23 protein-coding genes are annotated in these 25,607 nt (G+C 61.2%); 6 read left to right on the top strand and 17 right to left on the bottom strand.

The window, feature by feature from the left end:
• Positions 1 to 65 precede the first annotated feature (65 nt).
• From pqqE to ACQY1L_RS01470, 10 genes are all read right to left on the bottom strand, one after another.
• Complete coding sequence (pqqE, locus tag ACQY1L_RS01515; RefSeq protein ID WP_325263582.1) at positions 66 to 1,157, bottom strand: pyrroloquinoline quinone biosynthesis protein PqqE; 1,092 nt, start codon at positions 1,155 to 1,157, stop codon at positions 66 to 68.
• A 74-nt stretch (positions 1,158 to 1,231) separates the two neighbouring features.
• A complete protein-coding gene (pqqD, locus tag ACQY1L_RS01510) occupies positions 1,232 to 1,531 on the bottom strand; it encodes a pyrroloquinoline quinone biosynthesis peptide chaperone PqqD (RefSeq protein WP_062461184.1) in 300 nt (99 codons plus the stop codon).
• Positions 1,528 to 2,352: a pyrroloquinoline-quinone synthase PqqC gene (gene pqqC / locus ACQY1L_RS01505; RefSeq protein WP_430242305.1), complete on the bottom strand. Its 825-nt coding sequence runs from the start codon at positions 2,350 to 2,352 to the stop codon at positions 1,528 to 1,530. The genes pqqD and pqqC overlap by 4 nt, the downstream gene beginning before the upstream one ends.
• The gene (pqqB, locus tag ACQY1L_RS01500; protein WP_430242303.1) at positions 2,324 to 3,241 is read right to left on the bottom strand and encodes a pyrroloquinoline quinone biosynthesis protein PqqB; all 918 of its coding nucleotides are present in this window, start codon (positions 3,239 to 3,241) and stop codon (positions 2,324 to 2,326) included. The genes pqqC and pqqB overlap by 29 nt, the downstream gene beginning before the upstream one ends.
• 20 nt (positions 3,242 to 3,261) lie before the next feature.
• Positions 3,262 to 3,357 carry a pyrroloquinoline quinone precursor peptide PqqA gene (gene pqqA / locus ACQY1L_RS01495; protein ID WP_062461193.1) on the bottom strand — a complete coding sequence of 32 codons (96 nt, stop codon included), beginning with the start codon at positions 3,355 to 3,357 and terminating at the stop codon, positions 3,262 to 3,264.
• 216 nt (positions 3,358 to 3,573) lie between these two features.
• Entirely contained in the window at positions 3,574 to 4,884 is a 1,311-nt protein-coding gene (gene xylA, locus ACQY1L_RS01490) for a xylose isomerase (protein WP_062461195.1), read from the bottom strand.
• 132 nt (positions 4,885 to 5,016) lie between these two features.
• Positions 5,017 to 6,471, bottom strand: a complete 1,455-nt coding sequence (gene xylB, locus ACQY1L_RS01485) for a xylulokinase (protein WP_430244034.1) — start codon at positions 6,469 to 6,471, stop codon at positions 5,017 to 5,019.
• 98 nt (positions 6,472 to 6,569) lie between these two features.
• Positions 6,570 to 7,595, bottom strand: a complete 1,026-nt coding sequence (locus ACQY1L_RS01480; RefSeq protein ID WP_430242299.1) for a LacI family DNA-binding transcriptional regulator — start codon at positions 7,593 to 7,595, stop codon at positions 6,570 to 6,572.
• Positions 7,596 to 7,753: 158 nt separating this feature from the next.
• The gene (locus ACQY1L_RS01475; RefSeq protein ID WP_174196080.1) at positions 7,754 to 9,367 is read right to left on the bottom strand and encodes a DHA2 family efflux MFS transporter permease subunit; all 1,614 of its coding nucleotides are present in this window, start codon (positions 9,365 to 9,367) and stop codon (positions 7,754 to 7,756) included.
• Positions 9,368 to 9,425: 58 nt separating this feature from the next.
• Positions 9,426 to 10,625 (bottom strand): HlyD family secretion protein, encoded by a 1,200-nt coding sequence (locus ACQY1L_RS01470; protein WP_062582076.1) that lies wholly within the window; start codon positions 10,623 to 10,625, stop codon positions 9,426 to 9,428.
• A gap of 134 nt (positions 10,626 to 10,759) precedes the next feature.
• Here ACQY1L_RS01470 and ACQY1L_RS01465 point away from each other — a divergent pair, with 134 nt between their 5' ends.
• Together ACQY1L_RS01465 and ACQY1L_RS01460 are read left to right on the top strand one after the other, a co-directional pair.
• A complete protein-coding gene (locus tag ACQY1L_RS01465) occupies positions 10,760 to 11,464 on the top strand; it encodes a TetR/AcrR family transcriptional regulator (protein WP_430242296.1) in 705 nt (234 codons plus the stop codon).
• Between the two features lie 98 nt (positions 11,465 to 11,562).
• Positions 11,563 to 12,324: a TerC family protein gene (locus ACQY1L_RS01460; RefSeq protein ID WP_062461215.1), complete on the top strand. Its 762-nt coding sequence runs from the start codon at positions 11,563 to 11,565 to the stop codon at positions 12,322 to 12,324.
• 82 nt (positions 12,325 to 12,406) lie between these two features.
• On the opposite strand, the gene ACQY1L_RS01455 is transcribed toward ACQY1L_RS01460, so the two are convergent.
• On the bottom strand, positions 12,407 to 12,949 hold the full coding sequence (locus ACQY1L_RS01455; RefSeq protein WP_430242293.1) for a glutathione peroxidase: 543 nt from the start codon (positions 12,947 to 12,949) through the stop codon (positions 12,407 to 12,409).
• A 240-nt stretch (positions 12,950 to 13,189) separates the two neighbouring features.
• Between ACQY1L_RS01455 and ACQY1L_RS01450 the strand changes: the two genes are divergently transcribed.
• The 3 genes from ACQY1L_RS01450 to lysS all read left to right on the top strand — a co-directional run bounded on the left by ACQY1L_RS01450 (position 13,190) and on the right by lysS (position 18,272).
• Entirely contained in the window at positions 13,190 to 14,962 is a 1,773-nt protein-coding gene (locus tag ACQY1L_RS01450; RefSeq protein ID WP_113111912.1) for an SLC13 family permease, read from the top strand.
• Positions 14,963 to 15,139: 177 nt separating this feature from the next.
• A complete protein-coding gene (gltX, locus tag ACQY1L_RS01445) occupies positions 15,140 to 16,597 on the top strand; it encodes a glutamate--tRNA ligase (protein WP_113167020.1) in 1,458 nt (485 codons plus the stop codon).
• Positions 16,598 to 16,772: 175 nt separating this feature from the next.
• Positions 16,773 to 18,272, top strand: coding sequence for a lysine--tRNA ligase (gene lysS / locus ACQY1L_RS01440; RefSeq protein WP_430242290.1), 1,500 nt, complete (start codon positions 16,773 to 16,775; stop codon positions 18,270 to 18,272).
• Positions 18,273 to 18,712: 440 nt separating this feature from the next.
• Here the strand turns inward: lysS and ACQY1L_RS01435 are convergent, their stop codons facing one another.
• The 3 genes from ACQY1L_RS01435 to tal all read right to left on the bottom strand — a co-directional run bounded on the left by ACQY1L_RS01435 (position 18,713) and on the right by tal (position 23,234).
• Positions 18,713 to 20,161 carry a hypothetical protein gene (locus tag ACQY1L_RS01435; protein WP_430242288.1) on the bottom strand — a complete coding sequence of 483 codons (1,449 nt, stop codon included), beginning with the start codon at positions 20,159 to 20,161 and terminating at the stop codon, positions 18,713 to 18,715.
• A gap of 248 nt (positions 20,162 to 20,409) precedes the next feature.
• A complete protein-coding gene (locus ACQY1L_RS01430) occupies positions 20,410 to 22,116 on the bottom strand; it encodes a methyl-accepting chemotaxis protein (RefSeq protein WP_430242285.1) in 1,707 nt (568 codons plus the stop codon).
• 152 nt (positions 22,117 to 22,268) lie between these two features.
• Positions 22,269 to 23,234, bottom strand: coding sequence for a transaldolase (gene tal / locus ACQY1L_RS01425; protein ID WP_113111915.1), 966 nt, complete (start codon positions 23,232 to 23,234; stop codon positions 22,269 to 22,271).
• Between the two features lie 173 nt (positions 23,235 to 23,407).
• On the opposite strand from tal, the gene ACQY1L_RS01420 reads away from it, so the two are divergent.
• Positions 23,408 to 24,391, top strand: a complete 984-nt coding sequence (locus tag ACQY1L_RS01420; RefSeq protein WP_092659685.1) for a sugar-binding transcriptional regulator — start codon at positions 23,408 to 23,410, stop codon at positions 24,389 to 24,391.
• Here ACQY1L_RS01420 and ACQY1L_RS01415 read toward each other — a convergent pair.
• From ACQY1L_RS01415 to ACQY1L_RS01405, 3 genes are all read right to left on the bottom strand, one after another.
• The gene (locus ACQY1L_RS01415; RefSeq protein WP_174196072.1) at positions 24,388 to 24,759 is read right to left on the bottom strand and encodes a type II toxin-antitoxin system RelE/ParE family toxin; all 372 of its coding nucleotides are present in this window, start codon (positions 24,757 to 24,759) and stop codon (positions 24,388 to 24,390) included. The two genes, ACQY1L_RS01420 and ACQY1L_RS01415, sit on opposite strands and share 4 nt — an antisense overlap.
• Complete coding sequence (locus ACQY1L_RS01410) at positions 24,701 to 24,859, bottom strand: ribbon-helix-helix domain-containing protein (RefSeq protein ID WP_113167016.1); 159 nt, start codon at positions 24,857 to 24,859, stop codon at positions 24,701 to 24,703. The genes ACQY1L_RS01415 and ACQY1L_RS01410 overlap by 59 nt, the downstream gene beginning before the upstream one ends.
• Positions 24,860 to 24,949: 90 nt before the next feature.
• Entirely contained in the window at positions 24,950 to 25,558 is a 609-nt protein-coding gene (locus ACQY1L_RS01405; RefSeq protein ID WP_245341556.1) for a dual specificity protein phosphatase family protein, read from the bottom strand.
• Positions 25,559 to 25,607: the final 49 nt, after the last annotated feature.

The following is a 25,607-nucleotide window of genomic DNA, read 5'->3' as shown; positions in this document are numbered from 1 at the left end:
GAGGTACGTAAAGCAGTTTCAGCTCATGAGCTTCGTTCACATTCGCGACACCACCGGAAGTGGCGTTAGCGGCCGCGATAGACAAATTCTGGCGGCTCGGCGCGGCTGTCGATCTCTGCCTGCTCGACCAGGAGATGGCGCATCGGCGACAGGATGCAGACCGGGTCGGTGGTGGCAGCGTCGCCGGCCAAAGCCATCGCCTGGCAACGGCAACCGCCAAAATCCACGCCCTTGCGATCGCAGGACCGGCAGAGATCCGGCATCCAGCTATCGCCCCTGTAGGCGTTGAACGCCTGGCTGTCATACCAGATATCGGTCAGCGACATGTCGCGCACGGTCTCGAAGTTGAGCGACGGAATGCTTTCCGCCGCATGGCAGGGCAGAACCTTGCCCGATGGCGTCACATTGAGGCCCGTGCGTCCCCAGCCGCCCATGCAGGCCTTCGGAAAGGTCGAGTGGTGATCGGCCGGCACGTAATCGATGACGATAATGCCTTCCAGCCGCTTGCGGGCTTCCTCCACGAACGCGTTGGCGTGCAGCACCTGTTCCTTGGTCGGCATCAGCGCTTTGCGGTTCTTCTCGGCCCAGCCGTGAAACTGCACGGTGGCGATCTCGATGCGGCGGGCACCGAGTTCGACGGCAAGATCCAGCATGGCGCCCAGCTCGTCCATGTTCTGCTTGTGGCAAACGGCGTTGACGGTGAGCGGAATGCCGGCCGCATGCGTCCACTCGGCCACCGCAATCTTGCGATCGTAACCGCCTTTGTAACCACCCACCTTGTCGGCCAGAACAGGCGTCGCGCCCTGGATGGAAAGCTGCAGATGATCGAGCCCGGCTGCGGACAGCTCGGCGATACGCTTCTCATTGAGGCCGATGCCAGACGTGATCAGATTGGTATAAAGCCCGGCCTTGGCGGCCGCCGCCGTGAGCTCCACCAGATCGCGCCGCGACGCCGGTTCGCCACCCGAGAGATGCAGGTGCAGCACGCCAAGTGCTGCTGCCTCCTGAAACACCCGGATCCATTCCTGCGTGGAAAGCTCGGTACTGATGCCTTCGAGCTCCAGCGGATTTGAGCAATAGGGGCAGGCCAGCGGACAGCGATGCGTCAGCTCCGCAAGCATGGCGATCGGTGCCGGGATGCGGATACGACCCGTCACGCCGTCCCGGTCGGTCCATTCGCTCGTTCTGTCGGTAGTCTTGGCACTTGTCCGCGCAATGCTGACATGCTCATTCACGATTTCAACTCCAGCATGCGCCGCTTGGAAAACTCGTCGACGAAGGCAATCACGTCGACCAGGATCTGCTCCTTGGGCGCTTCGAATTTTACGGAGAATTCCTGCGCGATCGCGTCCAGATCACGCACACCGTCGAGCGCGTTGACGATCATCACGGCGATCTCATCGAGCGCCAGCGCCCGTTCCGGCGCAAGCAGCACCGTCTGGCCGCGCACCGGGTCCTCCCGAAGCCGCACGCCGCGGGCAAGTTTGGCGACCGTCTGCGCGGTCACGGTGACTGCGGAAGGTTCGCTCATTCCGCCGCTCCCCGGACCGGCTCTCTCAGGGCAGGCTGATCGAGAGCGCCGATGACGCCGTCCCTGCCGTCCCAGCCACCCGGCGGCAACAGAGCCGGCGATACATAAGCGCTATGCAACGCATCAAGCTGAGCCCATAGAACGTCCGTCTTGAACGTCAGCGCGGCCGCGGCCGCATCCTGCTTTTCCAGCGTATCCGCATGGTCGAGCACGTAGTTGAGCCCGAAGGCGACATCGACCGGCGCCTCGTCAAGACGCTTGCGGAAATAGGAGAGCGCGTCTTCATTGGCAAACGCGTAGTGCTCGAGCAGTCCGGCGATGCGGTTCTTGTGGATGCTCGGCGCGAACAGTTCGGTCAGCGAAGCGGCAACCGCATCGAGCATCGGCATGTCGCGCACAAAACGCACATAGGCATCGCAGGCAAACCGCGTGCCCGGCAAAACGCCGCGGTTGGACGCAACGTAATCCGGATCGAGCCCAACCGCCTCGGCAAGCTTCAGCCAGCGCCGGATACCGCCGCCCTCTTCTCGGCCGCCGTCATGATCCTCGATACGCTTGCGCCAGGCGCGCCGGATCGAGATATCCTCGCAGCGCGACATGAAGGCGGCATCCTTCAGCGGAATACGGCTCTGGTAGTAGAAGCGGTTGATCACCCAGGCGCGCACCTGCGTCATCGAGCATCCGCCGCCATGCAGCATGCCGTGAAACGGATGCTTGTCGTGATAGCGCGCAGCACCGATGGCGCGCAGCCGGGCTTCAAAATCGGTTCTGTTCAGGGCAGGCTTCAGGGCGTCAGGCAAGTTCGATCTCCATGCCGTCATGGCCGACTTCGAAGCCGGCTTCGGTAACAGCGTCCCGCTCCGGGCCTTGGCGCCAGATCGGGTTCGTATTGTTGATATGGACATAGACCATGCGGCCTATGCCGAGCTTGGACAGCGCTTCCAGGCTACCGCCGCCCCCGGCGTCGTCGCCAGTAATCGGCATGTGCCCCATTCGCTGGCCGGTCTTGATGCCGGTGCCGACGCGGATCATCTCGTCGTCGGTAAACACGGTGCCATCGAAGAACACGAGGTCGGCGCCGCTTATGCGCTCGCAAAGCCAGTCCGGAAGCGTCGCACAGCCCGGAATATAGTAGGCGCGCTTGCCGTTTGCCACGAACTCGACGCCGATTGTCTGCTCGCCTTCGAGACCAAGCTCAGGTTCGCCATCCTCGAGAAACAAGGCGACCTTTCCGGGCACTGCAAAGATGCGCGCCTCAAGCCCATCGAGCGGTGAAAAATCCTCGTCGAGACGGATCGTCTTGCGCGCCACGAAATCAGGATCCAGGACTCGGAAGACCGGGCTCGCATCGAGAACGGAGCCGATCGCGGCCGTCGAAAACAGTGAAAACGCCTGCTTCTCGCGGATCGTCAGGAGACCGCCGATATGGTCCACATCGGCATTGGTGATGACGACGCTTGCGATCGGGCTGTGGCGGAGGGCTTTCGGGTGAAGCTGCGGCGTCTGCTGGATTTGCTGGCGAATATCCGGCGAGGCGTTGAAGATCGCCCAGGTCTCTCCGTCAATACTGACGGCGAGAGACGACTGCGTCTGCGGCAGGATCCCCGAAGACGGATCGCGGGCGGCGGCGCAGTTGGAACAATTGCAGTTCCACTGCGGTAATCCGCCGCCGGCTGCAGAGCCGAGCACCAGAAACCGGAGACCGGTCATGGGTCCCGTGCTCTTCATAATTAAAACAGAACCGGCTCGCTGCCGTCTGCAGGTGCGTAACGGTTGATTTCCATGCCGCAGCTTACTTCGACAAACTTAGGTGCAGTCCACTTCATGTCATTCTCCTTCGTGTCGTTGGAGGCCTTAAGCCGAACGCTTTCGCGACCGAGGCCCCGGCAGAACTCACGTTTGAAAGGGTCACAGGATAATCCCGTTCGCCAAGCCATAACATAAGCACAGGATCAAACGTTTCCAGCCCCGAAATGTTGCGCGATTTCTCGCCATTCCGGGGCCGTTCACGCCTTTGTCACAAGGGGACTAGGCTGCTTGTCTCAGACGTAGCGGTTTATCACGTTTTCGAGATATTCCTGACGTCCGGACTTCGGCTCGGGATTGATCCCTTCCTTCTCGACGCGGGCAGCGATTTCGTCGAGCTTGTACTCGCCGCGCAGCATCTTTTGAGCCTCGGGGCTGTCCCACTTTTCGTAGCGTGCATCGAGCGGCGTCTTCAGGGCACCGTCATCGATCATCTTCGCAGCAGCCTTCAGGCCACGGGCGCAGCAATCCATACCGCCGATATGACCGATCAGCAGATCTGCCGGATCGAGCGACTGGCGGCGCAGCTTGGAGTCGAAGTTGGTGCCGCCGTTCTTGAACCCGCCGCCGGCGAGCACGTGGTAATAGGCCAGCGCCATTTCCGGCACGTTGTTCGGGAACTGGTCCGTATCCCAGCCCGACTGGTAGTCGTTGCGGTTCATGTCGATCGAGCCGAAAATGCCGAACGTATTCGCCATGGCGATTTCATGCTCGAAGGAATGGCCGGCAAGAACCGCGTGGCCCTGCTCGATATTGACCTTCACTTCCTTGTCCAGCCCGTGCTTCTGCAGGAAGGCGTATACGGTGGAAACGTCGTAGTCGTACTGGTGCTTGGTCGGCTCCTGCGGCTTCGGCTCGATCAGGATCGTGCCCTCAAAGCCGATCTTGTACTTGTATTCGACGACCAGGTTGAGGAAGCGGCCCATCTGGTCGAGTTCGCGGGTGAAATCGGTGTTGAGGATCGTCTCGTAACCCTCGCGACCGCCCCACAGGACATAGTTCGCACCGCCGAGACGCTTGGTGGCATCAAGGCACGTTTTGACAGTCGCCGCGGAAAACGCGAACACGTCAGGATCGGGATTGGTGGCAGCGCCCGACATATAGCGGCGATGCGAAAACAGGTTCGCGGTGCCCCAAAGAAGCTTGACGCCGGTGTCCGCCTGCTTCTTCTCGAAGTAGTCGACGATCTCGTTGAGGTTCTTCGTGTTTTCCGCAAAGTTTGCGCCTTCAGGACGCACATCCGCATCGTGGAAGCAGTAGTAAGGCGACCCGAGCAGATCGAAGAATTCGAATGCAACATCGGCCTTTAGCTTGGCTGCCTGCATGCTGTCGTCGAACCAGGGACGCTCGAATGTCTGGCCGCCGAAGGGATCGCCCCCCGGCCATGTGAACGTGTGCCAATAGGCAACGGCAAACCGCAGATGCTCTTCCATCCGCTTGCCGCCGACCATTTCATCCGGGTTGTAGTGCCGGAATGCCAGCGGATTGGTGCTGTCAGGACCTTCGTACTTGATCTTGGTGATATCGCCGAAAAAGCCTGTGCTCATGGTGGTTTCCTCCTTGGTAGAAACTTGGTTCTGGTAAGTGCGCCACGGTGAGGTACGTACCTCACTGTAGCGGGTAAAGCGTGGTTCGAGTTGCCCGACTTGGGGGAGGAGATGTCTCCTCCCCTTTGCCGGTTAGTTCATCAAGCCGCGAATTGCAGGATAGGCAGCCCGGTAGCGCTGGTATGCCGCCTCATAGGCGTCGTGAAGGCCAGCTTCCGGTTCGATCACCGCTTCCGTTTTGGGAGCGGAGCATACCGCAACCGGATCGGCACCGGTTGCCGCGATCAGCCCGAGCCGGGCCGCGCCAAACGCTGCACCGAAATCGCCGTCGGCCGGAATATCCACGGGAACGCCAAGCGAGGTGGCAATCGACGACAGCCAGTAGCGCGAGCGCGAACCGCCGCCGATCGCGGTCACGCGGGAGATCGAGGTTCCCGCGGATTTCAGCGCTTCCAGATTGTCGCGGATCGCAAAGGTCACGCCTTCGAGCACCGCCTGGGTCAGCACCGCACGGCTGCTCTCGTGCTCGAGCCCGAGAAATGCGCCGCGAATGACGGCATCGTTATGCGGCGTGCGCTCGCCGGAAAGGTACGGCAGGAAGGTGACGCCCGTCGGTGCCTTGAGGCCTTCGCCGAGTTCGGCGACCAGATCGGCGGCAGGCTTGCCGGACACTTTCGAATGCCAGTTCAGGGCATCGGTCGCCGACAGGATGACGCCCATCTGGTGCCAGGTCTTCGGCAGCGCGTGGCAGAACGCATGCACGGCACTTTCCGGCTTCGGCAGATAGGAGGCGTTGGCGGCAAACAGCACGCCGGATGTGCCAAGCGAGACGAACGCATGCCCTTCGGCGACGGTGCCCATGCCGCAGGCAGACGCCGCATTGTCGCCGGCACCGCCGGCAACGACGACATCGCCGGCAATTCCCCATTTCGACTTCAGCTCGCCCCGCAGGCGCCCGGCTTCCTCGGTGCCCTCGACCAGCGTCGGCATCTGATCCTCGGTAAGATCGGTCGCCGCCAGGAGTTCCGATGACCACTTGCGCGCGCCCGTATCGAGCCAGGACGTGCCGGCCGAATCGGACATTTCGGAAATGTGCTCACCCGTCAGCCACAGCCGCAGGTAATCCTTGGGCAGCAGAACCTTGGCGACCTTCGCAAAAATCTCGGGCTCGTTGTTCTTCACCCAGGCAAGCTTCGGCGCAGTAAAGCCCGGAAACACGATATTGCCGGTGATGGCACGGAACCGCGGATCCGCATCGAGCGCCGCTGCCTCCTTAAACGAGCGTGTGTCGTTCCACAGGATGCAGGGCCGCAGCACCTTGTCGTCGGCATCGAGCAAGGTCGCACCATGCATCTGGCCGGAAAGGCCGATACCCTTTACTGCGGCAAGCTCCTTGGGAAACTTCGCCTTCAGCCCGTCGATCGCCTCTTCGCAGGCGCGGATCCAGTGAGCCGGCTCCTGTTCCGACCAACCGGAATGCGGGCGCGATACGTCGAGCGTCCCGTTCCCCGAGCCGATGATCGTCTGATCGCCGTCGATCAGCATCGCCTTGACGCCGGAAGTGCCCAGATCGAGACCGAGATACATGCTTGCCTTCTCCTGTTGCTGCCGCGTTTCGGCAGATCTTTGTTTCGCCACGCGTCGTGTCCGAGCCGCTTAACACGTTCCGGAGCGCGATTTGCCCGTCAGGGCAGGTTATCTTTCAAGAATATGTCGATACGAATGCGCTCCTGCGCGGCGATCACGGGAAGCCCGTCCGCCTTCGCCTTCAGCACCCTTATGGCGCTGCGCACTTCATGGCCGGCATCCTGGTTCAGCACCGCATCGACGACACCGTCGGCCAGCGCTGCCCGCGTCGATCGCGTCAGCTCATGCGCGATGATCACAGGTCTGCGTGCTTCCGGCAGGCTGCGCACAGCCTTGAGGATCCCGCGATTGCCAGCGCCGAGGCTGTAGAGCCCGATCACATCCGGATAGCGGCGAAACAGGCCCGTCACCAATTCCTCGGCAATAGCAGGATCGTCGCGCGCTTCGATCACCGGCAGGATGGCAAGCCGCGGAAAATCCTCCGATAGCACGGACAGAAACCCTTCCAGCCGCTCGCGGTGATCGCGCACCAGCATCGATCCGGCAACCATCGCCACCCGCCCGTCGCGACCGCTGAGAAACCTTCCGAGGAGATTGGCAGCGGTGCGCCCGGCCGCGTGGTTGTCGATCCCGGCGAAATGGTGCCGCTGCGAGCCCGGCAGGTCCGACACCAGCGTCACGACGGCGATGCCCGCCTCCCGCAGCCTTGCGACTGCGGCCTGCACGTCGCTACTTTCCACCGCCACGAACGCGACGCCGTCAGGCCTGTCGGCAAGCACGCCGTCCAGCATGGTCGACAAGGACTGCCCGTCGAAAGGCGGCACGTCGACGACGCGGATACGAGTTCGCTCGGCACCGGAGCGACCAACCGCCTGCTCCACCTCTTCGCGCAAGCCGATCATAAACGAGTTGTCGTTCTCAGGCAGCACGAAGGTGAAGGCGTAAGTCCGTCCCTTGGCAAGGTTCGCCGCCGCCACGTCGCGCACGTAGCCGAGGACGGCGATCGCCTCCTCGACCTTCTCCTGGGTGATGCGCCGCACGCCCGGCCGACCGTTCAGCACACGGTCGACGGTCGCCAGGCTGACGCCGGCGCTACGCGCGATATCGTGTACGGTTGGCTTCATGCGGTCCTCCGCCGATCTTCGTAACGAAGTTTTTGAGGTACGTAAATCAGATTTATTTCATCACGCTCCGCCTTACGAATCGCAAAGGGGCCGCCGCGGTTTGCGACGACCCCTCTGCAGGCGGTGGTTCTTTGAAATGTTAAGCGCTAAATCCGCGATCAGTGGCCGCTGCCACCGCCGCCGCTTTGGGGCGCCGGCTTTTCGATCGCGGCAACGCCGAGGATCATCATCGCAAACAGCACGGTCAGGATCAGAAAAACGTCCGAGAACGACATCACCACGGCCTGCTTGGTCACCAGTTGCACCATCTGCCGGATCGCGCCGGTCGCACCATCCAGCCCGTAGGTATTCAGGTTGGATGCCATCGAGTCGAGCTGGTCGGAGGCGATCCGGTTGCCCCAGTCGAGATGCTCGCGCAGCCGCTCGTAATGCACGTCCTGGCGGTTGGACAAAAGCGTGCTGATGATCGCAAGCCCCACCGCGCCGCCGAGGTTGCGGGTCAGGTTGAACAGGCCGGACGCCCCTCGGATGCGGGCCGGAGACAAAGTGCCAAGCGCGATATTATTGATCGGCACCATGCACATCATCAGGCCAAAACCGCGCAGGATCTGCGGGATCAGAAGCTCGTAGAAGTCCCAATCGGCGGTGATGCCGGTCATGATATAGGTGCCGGAGGCAAAGCTGATGAAACCGATCACCATCATCGCTCTCAGGTCCATCTTGGTCGACAGCTTGCCTGCGATCGGCGCCGTGACGAACATGGCAAGACCCGAGACGAACATCGTCTCGCCGATCATCTGGCTGTCGTAACCGCGGATGCGGCTGAGATAGACCGGGTAGATATAGGTAAGCCCGTAGAGCCCGATACCCATCACGAAGGAGAAGATCGAGCCGAACGCGAAGTTCCGGTTCGTAAACGCCGTCAGGTCCACGACGGGAAATTCCGAGGTAAAGGCGCGATAGAAGAAGACCAGGCAGCCAAGCCCCGATGCGATGGCACCGATGACGATCATGTGGTCGTTGAACCAGTCGTTGGAGTTGCCCTCTTCCAGCACATACTCGAGACCGCCGAGGAACACGCCCATCGCTACAAGACCCCACCAGTCGAACTTCTTGAACAGCGACAGTTCCGGCTTGTCGAAGTCGATGAACCGCCAAGTCAGGATCGTCACGAAGATGCCGGGAATGATGTTGACCAGAAACAGCCAGTGCCACGAAAACGCGTTCGAGAGATAACCGCCGACCGTTGGTCCGATCGTGGGCGCAAGCGTCGCGATCAGCCCGATGATCGGCGAGACGAACGCCCGCTTCGATGGCGGGAAAATGGTGAAGGCTGCCGCAAACACAGACGGAATCATACCGCCGCCGATAAAGCCCTGGATCGCGCGGTAGACGATCATCTGGTCGATATTGGATGCCGTCGCCGCAAGCGCGCTCGCGGCCGTAAAGCCGGCAGCCGAGAACGCAAACAGATAGCGCGTCGAGACGATGCGCGCCAAGGTGCCAGAAAGCGGGATCATGATGACTTCGGCGATCAGATACGACGTCTGCACCCAGCCGATCTCGTCCGAACCGGCCGAAAGACCCGCCTGAATTTCAGACAGCGACGCAGACACGATCTGGATGTCGAGGATCGACATGAACATGCCGACGACCATCGCGAAAAACGCGATCAGCCGGCCGGTCGGCATCTTCTCGTCCACCTTGGGAGCAGACGATGCCTGTGCCGCGGACGATATCGATCCTGCAGTTGTCGTTGCGCTCCCAGCCATGGGACCACCTCCGCCCCGATGGGGCTGTTAGGCCAAAGCCCAGTTACGTCTTAAGGTGTTACTTCTTGGGTGCGGTGCGGATGTCCACGTCGACGACAACGCTCAGACCCGCCCTGAGACGACCGCTGTCGAGCGCATCCTGCGGCAGGGCGATCCTGACCGGAACGCGCTGGATGATCTTGGTGAAGTTGCCCGTCGCGTTTTCCGGCGGCAGCAGCGAGAATACCGAGCCGGAAGCCGGCGCAAGCGATTCCACCGTGCCGATGATCGGCTCCTCGCTATAGGCATCCACATGCACTTCCACCTTGGAGCCGATCTCCAGATGCTGGATCTGCGTTTCCTTGAAATTGGCGTCGATATAGAGCTGGCGCGTCGGCACCAGCGCCATCAGCCGTTGTCCCGGCGAAACGAGATCGCCTTCCTGCACCGAGCGATTGCCGACAATCCCGTCATAGGGCGCCTTCAGAACGGTAAAGGACAAGTCGCGGGCCGCTTTGTCGCGCTGCAGTTCCAGCGTCCGGACCTGGCCTTCGGCTTCCTTGCGCTGCGCTTCAAGAATGGTGATGTTGGCTTCTGCCGACTTGATCGACGCATCGCCGCCGACAAGGTTGGCCTTGGCCTGATCGAGCGCAATCGTGGCGCTGTCGAGATCGGCGGTCGTGCCGACCGACTTTGCGGCAAGCTCGGTCTGGCGCTTGAGCGTGATCTCGGCACCGCGGACCGCTGCCTGCAGTGCAACCTTGGAGGCCTGCGCCTGGGCAAGGGTTGCCTGCGCACCTTCGACCTGTGCGTCGATGCGGGTCAGCGACAGCTTGCCGGTTTCGATGGCGGCATTGGCCTGATCAAGCGCGTTCTGGTAATCGCCATTGTCGAGCGTCGCCAGCACATCGCCGGCCTTGACCTGCTGGTTGGCGGCGACATTCACTTTCGAAACGAAAGCCGTGACCTTTGGGGAAATCGTGGCAATATCGCCTTCGATATAGGCATCGTCCGTCGACACCATGAACCGGCCCGTCGTCCACCACTGATATCCATACCAGCCGCCACCGGCGAGCAGCGCCAGCACGATGATCGGCAGGATAAGGCCGCGCTTGCCCTTCTTTGCGGGTGCGTCGGCCTTGGCTTCGGGCGATGGCGTTGCAACAGGTGCCGCAGGTTTCTCGGCAGCCGGCGACGCGTCGTCGCGCGCCGTGTCATCGGCATTCACATCTTCGTTTTTTACGGTGCGCAGCGCGCCGGCATTCTTGGAGGCCGTCATTGTCGTAACCATCTTTGAAAAGCGAAAACCGATCGAACCGATCAGTTCGGAGCGTTGACATAAAGCCTTCGATCACACATATCAAGACCACATCGAACCAATCGGTTCGAAAAAAACCGGAATGCTGAATTATAATGCCGAAACCGTTAAAGAGATCCGCGCCGCGACACACGTCCCCCCGCACTGCAGGGCGTTTTGCTGCGGGCGAGGATCCGGCCAAGCGCAGCCAGATCATGGAAGGCGCGACGCGGGTTTTCATGAAGCTTGGTTTCGAAGCCGCAAGCATGAACGACATCACGCGCGAGGCCGGCGTTTCGAAGGGAACGATCTACGTCTACTTCCAGAACAAGGAAGATCTGTTCGTCGCCATGGTGGAACAGGAGCGCGCCGCCTTCCTCGCCACTGTTCGGTCCGTTCTGTCGACCAACGGCAACGTGGAAAAGAGCCTCTACGATTTTGGCGTCTCGTTCCTCAGCCACATGACGGAAGAGAAAATCATCACCGCGATGCGCACCGTGCTTGGCGTCCGCGAGCGTATGCCGGACCTGTGTCGGCGCTTTTTCCGCGGACCCGAAAATCTGCGCACCGTGATGCGCGACTTTCTCGCCCTCCACGTCGAGGCCGGCAGGCTGAATATCGACGATATCGAGCTTGCCGCAGGCCAGTATATCGACCTGGTCAGCGGCGGCTATTTCAAGGTTCGTCTGTTCGGGTCCATGGAAGACGCCCCGTCAGACGAGGAAATCCACCGGACCATCCAAGGTGCAGTCCGCGTTTTCATGGCGGCCTATGGTTGTCATAACAAACCCGTGATCAATAATGGGGCTGATTCCGCCTGATTCTGGTCGGTCCATATTCAACCTACTCTTGTTTTTAATGGGTCGATCCCCAAATGCGGCGGGAAATTGCGCCCTTTGATTGAAAACAGGAGAGATGGATGGACATTGCAGCGCTGGTAGCAGACCCGACGGCCTGGGTAGCGCTCGTTACACTTGTGGTCATGGAAGTGGTGCTTGGCATCGACAACCTGATCTTCATCTCCATCCTCACCAACAAGCTGCCACCTGAGCATCGGGAAAAGGCACGCAAGATCGGTATCGGCCTGGCGCTGGTCATGCGTCTTGGTCTGCTCGGCACCGTTGCCTGGATTGTACAGCTTACCAATCCGGTCTTTGAAGCCTTCGGTCACCCCTTCTCCTGGAAGGACATGATCCTGATCGCCGGTGGTCTGTTCCTCGTTTACAAGGCGACCAAGGAAATCCACCATTCCGTGGATGTGGTCGACAACAAGGAAGACATGGTCGGCGCCGGCAAGGAAGTCGTGCAGATGAGCTTCAGCGCCGCCATCGTGCAGATCCTGATCCTCGACCTGGTTTTCTCGATCGACAGCATCATCACCGCAGTCGGCATGACGCCGCATCTGCCGATCATGATCGTGGCCGTCGTCGCCGCTGTCACCGTGATGCTTTTGGCAGCAACCCCGCTTGCCAACTTCATCGAGAGAAACCCGACCATCGTCATGCTGGCTCTCGCCTTCCTGCTGATGATCGGCGGCACCTTGATCGTCGAAGGTTTTGGCGTGCACGTTCCGAAGGGCTATATCTACGCCGCCATGGCCTTCTCGGCCGGCGTCGAGGCCCTCAACATGTTCGCGAAGGGCGCCCGCGCCAAGAAAAAGGCCTCCGGTACGCTGCATTGACGTTGCTACAGACATCGACACGCAAAGGGCGCCCGCGAGGCGCCCTTTTTTGTGTTGAGTCCAAACGCCTGGTCCCGGCGGATCACCGCTCGGACAGTTCCCGGTCCAGCGCTTCGAGCAGCCGGTTATCGTCTGCGGTCACGTCAGGCGCGAAGCGTGCCTTGATCCGGCCATCGCGTCCGATCAGAAACTTTTCGAAATTCCAGACGATCTCGCCATCCTTGACCTCCATGCCGCGGCCGCGCAGGCGCGCCTTCATCGGACCGTCGCCGGTGGTGGACACCGGATCTGCGGTCAGCGCCTTGTAGAGCGGATGCTTGGCATCGCCCTTGACGGAAATCTTTGAGAAGATCGGAAACTTCACGTCATAGGTCAGCTGGCAGAATTCGACGATTTCCGTATCCGAGCCGGGCTCCTGCCCCATGAAGTCGTTGGCCGGAAAGGCTGCGATGACAAAGCCCCGGTCCCGCTTTTGCTCGTAGAGTTTTTCCAACCCTTCATACTGCGTGGTCAGGCCGCATTTGGACGCGACGTTGACCACCAGCATGACTTTTCCACGGTATTCGGCAAGCGTCGTATTCCGGCCGTCGGCAAGCTTGACGGGGATGGCAAGGATATCGGTCATGACGGCTCCGGGGGCTTTGGCGCAGGGGAATTGGCGCAAACAACTGCAGTTGATATCGTCTACTTATGCGTCCACCACGGTTTGTCCAGCAGACACGCCCTGAGCGGCGATAGACGCCTTTTGCGAAACGTCATCAGACTTTGCAACATTTGTGGCACTGGGGCATTCTAGGGCACGATCTTATCACCACGCCGATCATCGCCTCTCGCTGCATCCCATTTCCAGCGCCCCCGGAGCCACATGACAACCCAGCAGATCCTTGCCTTTTCCGTCATCGCTGTGATGATGGCCGTCTTCATCTGGGATCGCTTCCGCTACGATGTGGTCGCCTGCTGTGCGCTCGTCGTGGCGGTGACGGTGGGGATCGTTCCGGTCGACCAGGCGTTTTCCGGCTTCTCGGATGATATCGTCATCATCGTCGGCAGCGCGCTGGTCGTTTCGGCAGGCGTTGCCCGCTCCGGCATCGTCGACATGGCGATCAAGAAGTTCTTCCCCAACCTCAACACGCTGCATACCCAGCTGGCACTGCTGATGATCGTCGTCGCCGTGCTGTCGGCCTTCATCAAGAATATCGGCGCGCTTGCCATCATGATGCCGGTAGCGTTCCAGTTCGCCCGCAAATCCGGTGCCTCGCCGTCGAAATACCTGATGCCGATGGCTTTCGCCGCTCTGCTCGGTGGCCTGATGACGCAGATCGGCACCTCGCCCAATATCGTCGTGTCGCGGATCCGCCAGGAACTGACCGGCGAATCCTTCACGATGTTCGACTTCACCCCGATGGGTGCGATTCTCGCCTTTGTCGGCATCACCTTTCTTCTGTTCTTCCACTGGCTGGTGCCCAGCCGCACAAAGCAGAACGATTCCCTCGAGGAAGCAGTCGAGATCACTAACTATACGTCCGAGGTGATGATTACCCCGCTGTCGACTGTTCTTGAAAAAACGGTCGCCGAGCTGTTGAAGATCGGCGATGGCGAGGTGATTGCCAATGCCGTCCTGCGCGGTCCGTCGCGCATGGCACCGTTCCCGGACCTCATCCTGCGTGAAAACGATGTCGTGCTGCTCGAAGGCCCGTCAAAGGCGCTCGACCGGATGGTATCCGGCGGCAGGCTGCAGCTCTCCGGCAAGCCGCTGATGGAAAACGGACAGGCCCAGGCCGATGTCATCTCCATCGAGGCGATCATCACCCAGGATTCACCGCTCAAGGGGCTTTCCGCCAAGGAACTGGCGCTCTCCTACACCCGTGGCGTCAATCTTCTGGCAATCAGCCGGCATGGCGAACGCCTCAAGCAGCGTCTTGGCACCATTACCCTGATGGCGGGCGACGTGATCGTGTTGCAGGGCAGCCGCAAGAACATGCCGACGGTGATGCAGGACTTCTCGCTTTTGCCGCTCGCTCAGCGCGAAGTGCTGCTCGGCACGCGGAGGCAGGCCTTCATTCCACTGATCATCCTGGCACTGGCGATGGGCACGACGGCCGTCGGGCTTGCCCCTGTGCCGGTCGCTTTCTTCGCGGCCGCTCTCGGTATGGTGGTTTTCCGCGCCATTCCGCTGACCGATTTCTACAAATCCGTTGATGGCCCGATCCTCGTCATGCTGGCGGCGCTCATCCCGGTTTCGGATTCTCTGCGAACCTCCGGCGGTAGCGAACTGATCGCCGGATGGCTCGGCCAAGCGGCGGCGACCTTGCCCGCCTGGGGCGCGATCGGCCTGATCCTCGTCACCGCCATGGCCGTCACCCCCTTCCTCAACAACGCAGCAACCGTGCTGGTCATGGGGCCGATCGCCGCAAGCTTTGCCACCAATCTCGGCTTTCGCCCCGAGCCCTTCCTGATGGCGGTGGCGATCGGCGCCGGCTGCGATTTCCTCACCCCCGTCGGCCACCAGTGCAACACACTGGTGTTCGGCCCGGGGGGCTACAAGTTCTCCGATTATCCGCGGCTTGGCCTGCCTTTGTCGTTCCTGATCATCGTCGTCAGCGTCCCGGCCCTCCTCTATATCTGGCCGGTGAATTAGTCCTCCCCGCGCTCAACGGACCCAGGCTTACCCCGCCCCTCAATGAGGGACGGGGTGGCGGCCGTTTTCGCCAAAAACCTTGACGCTCCCGCCTGAATATGGCCTAAGCCTGCGCCAATCCCTATTCAAAGGCACAGGCTTTGCGCAGCCATGCGCGCCGTGGAAAGAGCAGTATCCATGATCAATCCGACCCCTCGCGTCCGCATCGCCCCATCGCCCACCGGCGAGCCCCATGTCGGCACCGCTTATATCGCCCTCTTCAACTACCTGTTCGCGAAAAAGCACGGCGGCGAATTCATCCTGCGCATCGAGGATACCGACGCGACCCGCTCGACGCTCGAATACGAGCAGAAGGTGCTGGACGCGCTGAAATGGACCGGGCTTACCTGGGCGGAAGGTCCAGATATCGGCGGTCCCTACGGCCCCTACCGCCAGTCGGACCGCAAGGACATGTACTGGCCGCATGCGCAGGATCTGCTCGACAAGGGCCATGCCTTCCGCTGCTTCTGCACGCCGGAACGTCTGGAGCAGATGCGCGAAGGCCAGCGCGCTGCCGGCAAGCCGCCGAAGTATGACGGTCTCTGCCTGAAATACTCGGCCGAGGAAGTTACCGAAAAGATGGCGGCCGGCGAACAGTCCGTCGTGCGCATGAAAATCCCGACCGAAGGTTCGTGCGATTTCACCGACGGCGTCTATGGCGATGTCTCGATCCCGTGGGATTCGGTCGACATGCAGGTCCTGATCAAGGGCGACGGCATGCCGACCTATCATATGGCCAACGTCATCGACGACCATCTGATGAAAATCACCCACGTCGCGCGCGGCGAAGAGTGGCTGGCATCGGTGCCCAAGCACATTCTTCTCTATCGCTATTTCGGCTGGGAAGCGCCGGTCTTCATGCATCTCTCCCTCATGAGAAATGCCGACAAGTCGAAACTGTCCAAGCGCAAGAACCCGACCTCGATCAGCTATTACTCGGCGCTCGGCTACCTGCCGGAAGCCCTGATGAACTTCCTCGGCCTGTTCTTCGTGCAGATCGCCGAAGGCGAAGAGCTTCTGACCATGGATGAGATGATCAGCAGCTTCGATCCGGAAGCCCTGTCCAAGGCCGGCGCCATCTTCGATCTGCAGAAGCTGGACTGGTTGAACGGCCGCTGGCTGCGCGAAAAGCTGTCGCCGGAAGAGTTCGTGTCACGCACGCTGGAATGGGCGATGGAAAACCAGCGCCTGATCGAGGGTCTGAAGCACTCGCAGAGCCGCGTTTCCAAGCTCGGCGACCTGCCGAACCTCGCAGGCTTCCTGCTCGCCGCCGACGTCAACCTGACACCGGCCTCGTTTGCCGGTCTGAAGACCTCACCGGAAGACACGCTCGCGATCATCACCATGGTCCAGGCCGACATCGAGAAGATGATCGAATGGAACGTCGAGGCGATCGATGCCGAACTGCGCTCGGTTGCCGACAAGCTCGAAAAGAAGCTGCGCGTCGTCACCCCGCCGCTGTTTATCGCCATGTCCGGCTCGCAGCGTTCGCTGCCGCTGTTCGACAGCATGGCAATCCTCGGCCGCTCGGTCGTGCGCCAGCGCCTGAAGATCGCCGCCGCCGTGGTGTCGTCCATGGTGGGTGCGCAGAAGTAATACCTGCGGCGACAGCTTCCCTCCCCCGTGTGGGGAGGGTTAGGGAGGGGCCTTTTCTTTCGCAATCCGGGATACCCCTCCCCGTCGCTGCGCTCCGACCCTCCCCACAAGGGGGAGGGTTAGCCGAGCCCGCCGCATCGGCGAACCAGAACAACCAGCCTCGAAGGCAAAAACCATGACCGAGAACACCAAGACCGAAACCGCCCTCTCCTCCGACGCGACAGAAGTGCGCGCCCAGAAACTGGCAAAGCTGCGCGAAACCGTCGGCGACGTCTATCCGGCCCATTTCCACCGCACGATGACCAATGCGGAACTGGCGGAAAAGTACAAGGATCTCGAGGCTGACGTCGAAACCACCGATGTCGTCACGGTTGCCGGCCGCGTCTTTTCCTCGCGCAATTCCGGCATGTTCATGGATATCCATGACGCCGGCGGCAAGATCCAGATCTTCTCCCACAAGGACGTGACGCCCGAGGAAGCAAGGTCGATGCTGTCGATGATCGATCTTGGCGACATCATCGGCGTCACCGGCATCGTGCGCCGCACCAAGCGCGGCGAACTGTCGATCAGCGCCCGCGAAATCACCATGCTGACCAAGTCGCTTTTGCCGATGCCGGAAAAGTGGAACGGCATTGCCGATGTCGAGATTCGCTACCGCAAGCGCCACCTCGACATCCTCAGCAACGAGGAAAGCAAGCTGCGCTTCCAGCAGCGCTCGAAGATCGTGTCGGGCATCCGCCGCTTCATGGAAGACGACGGCTTCATGGAAGTCGAAACGCCGATGCTGCATTCCGTCTATGGCGGCGCCACGGCCGAACCCTTCAAGACCCACCACAACACGCTGAAGCTCGACATGTACCTGCGCATCGCGCCGGAACTGTTCTTGAAGCGCACGCTGGTGTCGGGCCTGACCGACAAGGTGTTCGAGATCAACCGCAACTTCCGCAACGAAGGCGTCTCCACCCGGCACAATCCTGAATTCACCATGATGGAATGCTACTGGGCCTATGCCGACTACGAGGACATCATGGACCTCGTCGAACGCCTGTTCGCCGACCTTGCCATGAAGATCCACGGCTCCACCGAATTCGCCTATGGCGACAAGGAACTGTCGTTCAAGGGCCCGTTCAAGCGCGTGCCCATGCCAGACGCCGTCAAGGAAGTCACCGGCATCGACTTCCTCGCCATGAAGACCGACGAGGAAGCCCGCACCGCAGCCAAGGCCGCCGGCTTCGAAGTCGAGAAGGACTGGACCTGGGGCGAATGCCTCGCCTTCATCTTCGAGGAAAAGGTCGAGGCCACGCTGATCCAGCCGAGCCACGTCACCCATTTCCCTAAGGACATCTCGCCCTTTGCCAAGGAAGTCCCGGGCGAACCGCGCCTCGTCGAACGTTTCGAGACCTATTGCAACGCCTGGGAACTGGGCAATGCCTTCTCCGAGCTGAACGATCCTGAAGAACAGCGCAAGCGCATGGTCGAGCAGCTCGAACAGGCCCACGCCCGCGGCGAAAAAGACAAGCAGCTGGACGACGAATTCCTTGACGCCATCGACCAGGGCATGCCCCCCGCCGGCGGCCTCGGCATCGGTGTCGACCGCCTGATCATGCTGCTCACCAACGCCCCATCGATCCGCGACGTCATCCTCTTCCCGGCCCGCCGCGCCAAGGCGGATTGATCAGACAGACCTGCTCCTCTCCCCTGAAACAGGGAGAGGGTCAGACTGCCGACAAACGCTGAAGAAGCTTGCTTGGCGAGAGCGATACCCCACGCTCCCTCATCCCCGCCCTTGTGGCGGGGATCCAGCGACACGACGTCTGTCGGGTCAAAGACCCTCCCAGCTTAAGGACTTGAGCTGACTAAATCCCCACCACAAGGGCGAGGATGAGGGGAGGTTGCGAACCGCATCGGTTCCAAAGTGACATCAAGAGTTGTTTGATAAAACCTTTGTCAGCAGCCTGACTCCACTCCCTAAAACGGGCAGAGGATTAGTGGATCTTCTCGCAAGTTCCGACCATACGCAGCAACAGCCACCATGCTGTTCCCGGCCCGCCGCGCCAACGGGGCTCGATGGCACGGGCCTCTCTGGACGATGGAGCAACCGGCAGGTTGCTTTTTTTAGGGCTTGCTGGCCGAACCAGCCTGTTGCGCCCGCAGCTTCTCAAGCCACGCGGCACCGGCCGCATCCGCGGCATTGGACCCGCCTGCTGCCGCGCCCGGCTGATCCGACGCGACCGTAGCGGCTGGTTCAGCGGCCTTGTCGTCATGTGCGGCGTCGCTTGCTGAAGGCCCGCCGGAACGGATCTCGTCGCTGCCATCCTGCTTCGACCAGCGCTTGCCGCCCTCGGCAGAGGTGCGTGGCTCTGGCGCGGGCTCGGTCTTTGGGGAAGCCGGCTCTGCCGAGGCTTCGTCATGTGTGGCATCCGGCGCCGCGTCCGGAGCCTTGTCACTGGAACCGAAGAGCATCTCCTTCATGGAAGAGACAAAACTCTTCTGTTCGGTCGGTGCAGGTGTTTCTGCCGGCGCAGAGATAGGCTCAACCTTTGCGGCATGCTCTTTCGAACCGTCGGCTGTGTCATCCCCCGCTGCGGCTGGAGCTGGTGCATGACCATCCTGCTTCGCGTCGATTGGATGCTCGCCGCCTTGCGGTGCAGCGTGCCCCTCGCCGTCCGGCGCATGCGCGGCGGCGGCAGGCGCTGCTTCCTCTTTCGAACCGAAGATCAGGCCGGTCACCGAACTCAGGAGACCGCCGCTTTCCTTGGCGGCAGGTTCCCCGCCCTCGCCATGGCCCGCGGCCGCGGCCTCGCCATGTCCTTCGGCGGGCGCGCTGCCGTGCTCGCCTACCGGCGCTTCTCCTTCAGCGGCTGGTGCGTCGTGCCCACCGGAGGCTTCGCCATGTCCGGCAGGTTCATGCCCCTTGGCAGGCTTCTTGTCATGCCCCTTGGCCGCGCCGTGTCCTTCTGCGGCAGCAGCCTCGGCCGCGGCAATCGCCACGGGGTCGATACAATCGGTCTTGTCGGTGAGACTTGCTTCGAGATGCTCGATATCGGCGAGCGGCATGTCGATGCGCTGGCCGTAATACTCGCCCTTGGATGTCGCAGCACCCTCGACATAGAATGCGGAATAGGGTTCCCGCGCTGCGCCATCAGGTGCCTTGGAAACATCTGGAATGTAGACGACCTGCGCGCCGATCATGCGGCCGCGCATTTCGGCGCGGTCCTTCGGACCCGCCTTGTCGACCATCGCCACCTGCACGATGTCGGCCTTTTCCTTCTCCTGGATGGATTTTGCCACGCGCAATGCGGTGCGGATGCGGGCCATGCCGTCACCAACGCCATCCGCCGAGGCAACCTCGTCGGCATTCACATAGCGGCGCACCCAGGTGCGTCCGTCGCGCTTGGTCGTGAACGTCTGCAACACCGAACAGGTCAGGCCGTTGAGATCGGCGTAGGACGGGCCGAAAAACTTTTCCTTGCCCACGAACACGGCCGCCGCGCCGCTGCCGGCGCAGAGCACGGAAACACCGCCGACGACCGCGAGCAGCTTCTTCGATAGCCGTATCTTCACGCGCCGAACTCCGGCATCTTCACCCCATCACGCACAACAAGACATGGAATACTCAAGCCGCAGTCTGCGCTACTCTGATTGAAGAAGCTTTAAGCCTGGGCTTTTCCTTCGCCCAACGCCTGTCCCGGAATGAGGCTCACGAGGCGCATCCACGCTCCGGCCGGCCCATCGCCCATCATGCTTGACCTTCAGACGACAAAAGGCCCGCATGACGCGGGCCTCTCCACCGGTCGTCGCTCGCTGTTGCGTCAAGCGGCCCTGCGGCCGCCGCCGGCACGCGGTGAACCCGTTTCGCGCATTTCGCCGCGCCTGTTGAGCTTGAAATGTCCGACCAGTTCCGACAACAGAGCCGCGCCGCTTGCAAGCTGGCGGCTGATGCCGGTCGTGTGCTCCACCATCGCCGCGTTCTGCTGCGTCATCCGGTCGAGCTGCGAAACCGTCTGGTTGATGTCGGACAGGCCACCCGACTGTTCCTGCGCCGCAGTGGCCAGCGACTGGACATTCTGGTCGATCGAGGCGACAAACCGTTCGATCTCGTGCAGCGCGGCGCCCGTCGCGTCGACAAGGCGCACGCCCTCCGTGACCTGCCGGCCGGAATTCTCGATCAGTCCCTTGATCTCCTTGGCGGCTTTGGCGGAACGCTGCGCCAGTTCACGCACCTCCTGTGCCACAACCGCAAAGCCCTTGCCCGCCTCGCCCGCACGGGCCGCCTCGACGCCGGCATTGAGCGCCAGAAGATTGGTCTGGAACGCGATCTCGTCGATCACGCTGATGATCTTGGTAATCTCGGACGATGCGCCTTCGATCCGCTTCATCGCCGTGATGGTTTCCTGCACCACGCAGGAGGACGTGGTCGCAGATTGCAGCGCCCCCTTGACCAGCTTGCGGGTTTCCTCCGCATTGGTGTTGGAGGACCTTACCGTCTCCGTCACCTGCTCCAGCGCCGCTGTCGTTTCTCGAAGCGACGCTGCCTGCTCCTTGGTGCGGGCGGACAGCTGGTCGGCCGCCACCTGCATGTCCTGGCTGCTGTCGTTGAGGCTGGAAGTCTGCTGCAGGACCCCCATCAGCGTCTTCTGGAACGCCCCGATCGAGGCGTTGAAGTCCCGGCGCAGCGGCTCGAATTCCACGATGAAGGGCGTATCCAGCGTCTGCTGGATATTGCAATCGGCGAGACGTGCAAGTCCGGTGCCGAGATCGTTGACCACCCTTACCCGTTCGCTCACATCCGTTGCGAACTTGACGACCTTGAACACCCGTCCGCTGTCGTCGATGATCGGGTTGTAGGATGCCTGGATATAGATCTTCTCGCCGGTCTTGGTGATGCGGGTGAACTGATCGGCCGAAAAGGTGCCACGTCCGAGCTTCTTCCAGAACTCCTGATAGTCCGGCGAGCGCGCATAGTCGGGTTCGCAGAAGATAGAATGGTGCTTGCCGACGATCTCATCGAGACGGTAGCCGACGGCGGCACAGAAATTGTCGTTGGCGTTGAGGATCTCGCCTGTCGGCGAAAATTCGATGATCGCCTGCGCCCGCGACAGTGCCTCAAGCTTGCCGCGGTCCTCGAGCGCCCGCTTGCGCGCTTCCGTGATGTCGGTCGCAAACTTCACGACCTTGTAAGGCTTGCCGCCTTTCAGAATCGGATTGTAGGTGGCTTCGATCCAGATCTCGCGGCCGCCTTTGCCCACGCGTTTGTATTTGCCCTGATCGAACGCGCCTGTGGAAAGCCGTGCCCAGAACGCCGAGTAATCTGAGGAAGCGGCATCGGCCGGATCGACGAACATGCTGTGATGCCTGCCGACGATCTCGTCCAGGCGGTAGCCGAGCGCATTGCAGAAGTTTTCGTTGGCATCGAGTATAATGCCCTTCAGGTCGAATTCGATGATCGCCTGCGACCGGTTGAGGGCCTTGATCACGGCGGCGTTGGACAAGATACGGCCAAAAGAAATCCCAGCCATCGATGCGCTCCAGCTTCAAAGTGATTTGTAGGCTGAAAGATCTAGGAGTTCCGGCTAAACGTTCGGTTAACCCTGTGCCTCGGCCGCGCACATTAGGAAAACGAAAAAGACCCGCACGAGGCGGGCCTTATCATTGGAAAACGTTGAGGAAATCAGGCCGCGGCGCGGACCAGTTCCTTCTTCACGAGCTCGCGAAGCGCGCCGAGATCCTTGTTGAACGCCCGGATACCGTCCGAAAGCTTTTCGGTCGCCATCTGGTCTTCGTTGAGCATCCAGCGGAAGGTCTTTTCGTCCATCTTGATCGGCGCGGCCGGCTCGAACTTTTCAGGCGAAAGCTTGCGCTCCAGCGTGCCTTCAGCCTTGTCGAGCTCGTCGAGCAGGTTCGGCGAAATCGTCAGGCGGTCGCAACCGGCAAGAGCTTCGATCTCGCCGACATTGCGGAACGAGGCGCCCATGACGATCGTCGAGATGCCGTTCGCCTTGTAGTAATTGTAGATCGAACGCACCGAGACGACGCCCGGATCGGTCTCGGACGTGTAGTCTTCACCGGTCGACTTCTTGTACCAATCGAGAATGCGCCCAACGAAAGGTGAGATCAGGAACGCCTTGGCGTCCGCGCAGGCAACGGCCTGGGCGTGGCTGAACAGAAGCGTCAGGTTGCAGTCGATCCCTTCGGCCTGCAGAACTTCGGCGGCCTTGATGCCTTCCCAGGTCGATGCCAGCTTGATCAGGATGCGCTCGCGCTCGATGCCGCGATCCTTGTAGGCTGCGATGATCTTGTGCGCTTTGGTGATCGAACCTTCGGTGTCGAAGGAAAGGTCGGCGTCGACTTCGGTCGAAACACGGCCGGGGACAATCCCCGCAAGTGCCGCGCCCACGTCGATCGCCAGCTTGTCAGCCACGGCAACCGTGATCGCGTCGTCGCTGCCGCCCTGTTTGCGGCCCCAGGCTACCGTTTCCTGGAACGTGTCGGCAAATGCCGGCGAACCGATCGCCTTTAGAACGATCGACGGGTTGGTGGTGCAATCGACCGGCTTGAGGCGGGTCACCGCCTCGATGTCGCCCGTGTCGGCGACGACCGTTGTCATGGAACGAAGCTGCTCTAGTTTCGACGTCATCCGAATAAATCCTTGTTAAGCGAATACAAACGCTCGGGGCGTCGTATGGTTTCTGGATCGCTGTTGACCGGATAACAACCCTTCAGGGTAAAGAAGTCAAGACATTTGTCCTTCACAATTGACATATGTTTCACGTCAGCCCTATGGTCCTGAATGAAAAAGGACATCAGAATTTGGCCAAGCTGAGACGCGATACCCACACCGCATATTCGGAAGCGTCCTCCCTGCGGCTTCGCGCTGCCTGGCTCTACTACAACCAGGGCCTGACGCAGAAGGAGGTAGCCGAGCGGCTCGGCATCAGTCGCTCGACCGTCATCCGCCTTCTCGACGAGGCAATGAAACGCTCCGAAGTGCAGATCTGGATCTCGGAAGGCATCGACACCTGCGTCGAGCTGGCGACCAAGCTGGAACGCGCCTACGGACTGGATGAGGCGGTCGTGGTGCCCGCCCCGCGCGACAACAGCGCCGATGCACTGGCCGGCGCCGTCGGTCTGGCGCTCGGCCAGTTCCTGTCGGAAGCAATCCAGAACGACATGACGATCGGCGTCGGCTGGGGCCGCACGATGACGGCAGCGCTTTCGAGCTTCCGCCCGCCCCGTCGCGAACGCTGCAAGGTCGTCTCGCTGCTCGGCGGCATTGTCGCTGTCCACCAGACCAACCCGATCGACTTCACCTGGCGCTTTGCCGGCCAGCTGGGCGCCGAATGCTTCATGTTCCTCGCCCCGCTTCTGGTCGACAGCGTCGCCACCAAGCGGGCTCTGATCGACAAATGCGGCCTCGATGCCGTCTATGACCTCGCCGAGAACCTCGATCTCGCGGTCGTCAGCTGCGGTGATATCGGCCCGCATTCGACCTCGCTGTCGGAGGGGTTCATTTCAGCCACCGAACTCGAGCGGCTGATCGCCGCCGGCTGTGTCTGCGACACGATGTTCAATTTCCTCGACGAGGAAGGCCGGTCCGTCGATCAGAAGCTCAACGAGCGGGTCATGTCCGTCGACCTCGATACGCTCGCCAAGGCAAAACACATCGTCCTCTCCTCCGGCGGCACACACCGCGCCATCGCCATCCGCGCCACCATCCGACGCATCGGCTGCAACACCCTCATCACCGACGAAACCGCCGCAGTGGAGCTGCTGCGGCTGGCGGAAGTGGATTAGGACCGCTCGCTTTCATCGCCGAATGCTGACGTGAGGTGCCTTTCGAGATCGACAGCGTCATGAAGCACGCGACCGATCCCGGCAAGCGACGGTTCAAGATACCGATAGAGAATGAAGTGGCGAGGCTGCACGACCGGTCCGCTTGCGTGCTTAGCCCTCGTCCGGCTATGCCTGAGATGGAAGCTGCGTATGCCTGCCCCAAGCTCCGCCCTATCGATTGAGTCCGGCCGGGTCGGGTCTTGCGACAAATCGCGAAAGGCAGTCACGAGAAGCTGTTCGTCACGGCGCCTTGCGCCGCGTCCGAAGTTCTCATCCGTATAGGCAATGATCTTGGTGATGTCGGCCTGGGCAGATAAGCCGCAGTGCATCGCCCACGATTTCGCTGGCGTTCTGATAGCGTCCCGTTTCCAGAAGCCGCTCGATCACCTGCTGGTGGTGCTCTGTCAGAACGACGTTGCATGTTGGCATGATGGCTCCTTGGAACTGGCCGAGATCCTAGCGCATTGGGCACGACCCGCCAACTGCCACAGGAGTTTCCCAGCCTCGGCCGCAACGACGTCAGAGGTCGATATCCGTTGTCAGCAATGCAATCCTGTCGCGCCAGGAATGGTGCTCGAGCCGCTCCCATGTCCTGTCCATGGCATAGGCCGACGAGATGACCGGAATACCGATATGGCCGAAGTAGAGGGAAAGCTGGCGCTCGGCGATCTCTTCGGACATGCCGGCGATCTCGCTGCTGTAGAGCCCGGCGGCAAGGCCGGTGCGGTCGGAACCCGAGCGGCAATGGATCAGGATCGGCTTCGGTGCGTCCCGCATCATCGTGACAAGCCGGTCCGCCTCCGCTTCGCTCAACTGCTTGGAAGCCGACATCCGGAAATCGAGATGCGTCAGGCCAAGCCTTTTTGCGGCGGAGACCTCCTCGGCATACCATCCGGCCTTGTCGTCCTCACCGCGCAGGTTGACGATGGTGCGGATGCCGTAGGTCTTTGCGTAGGTCTCGATATCGGCGGCACCCGGCTGGGCAGACCGGTAGAGCTCGCCGTCGATCACCGTATGGAAATTGCCGCTGAGCTGCAGATACCCGAGATAGGCCCCCAACCCCAGAGCGGCAGCGAAAATCGCCGAGGCTCCCATGCGAAACCAGCTTCTGACGCGTGACTGTTCCATGCTGCCGTCCATTGAAGTGCAGGATGGCAATCATTTCAGCCTGTTTGCT

Source organism: Neorhizobium sp. DAR64862/K0K3 (assembly GCF_050500185.1).
Classification (GTDB): Bacteria; Pseudomonadota; Alphaproteobacteria; order Rhizobiales; family Rhizobiaceae; genus Neorhizobium; species Neorhizobium soli.
The sequence above is the reverse complement of the archived record's forward strand: the minus strand, read 5'-3'. Positions and strand labels throughout refer to the sequence as shown.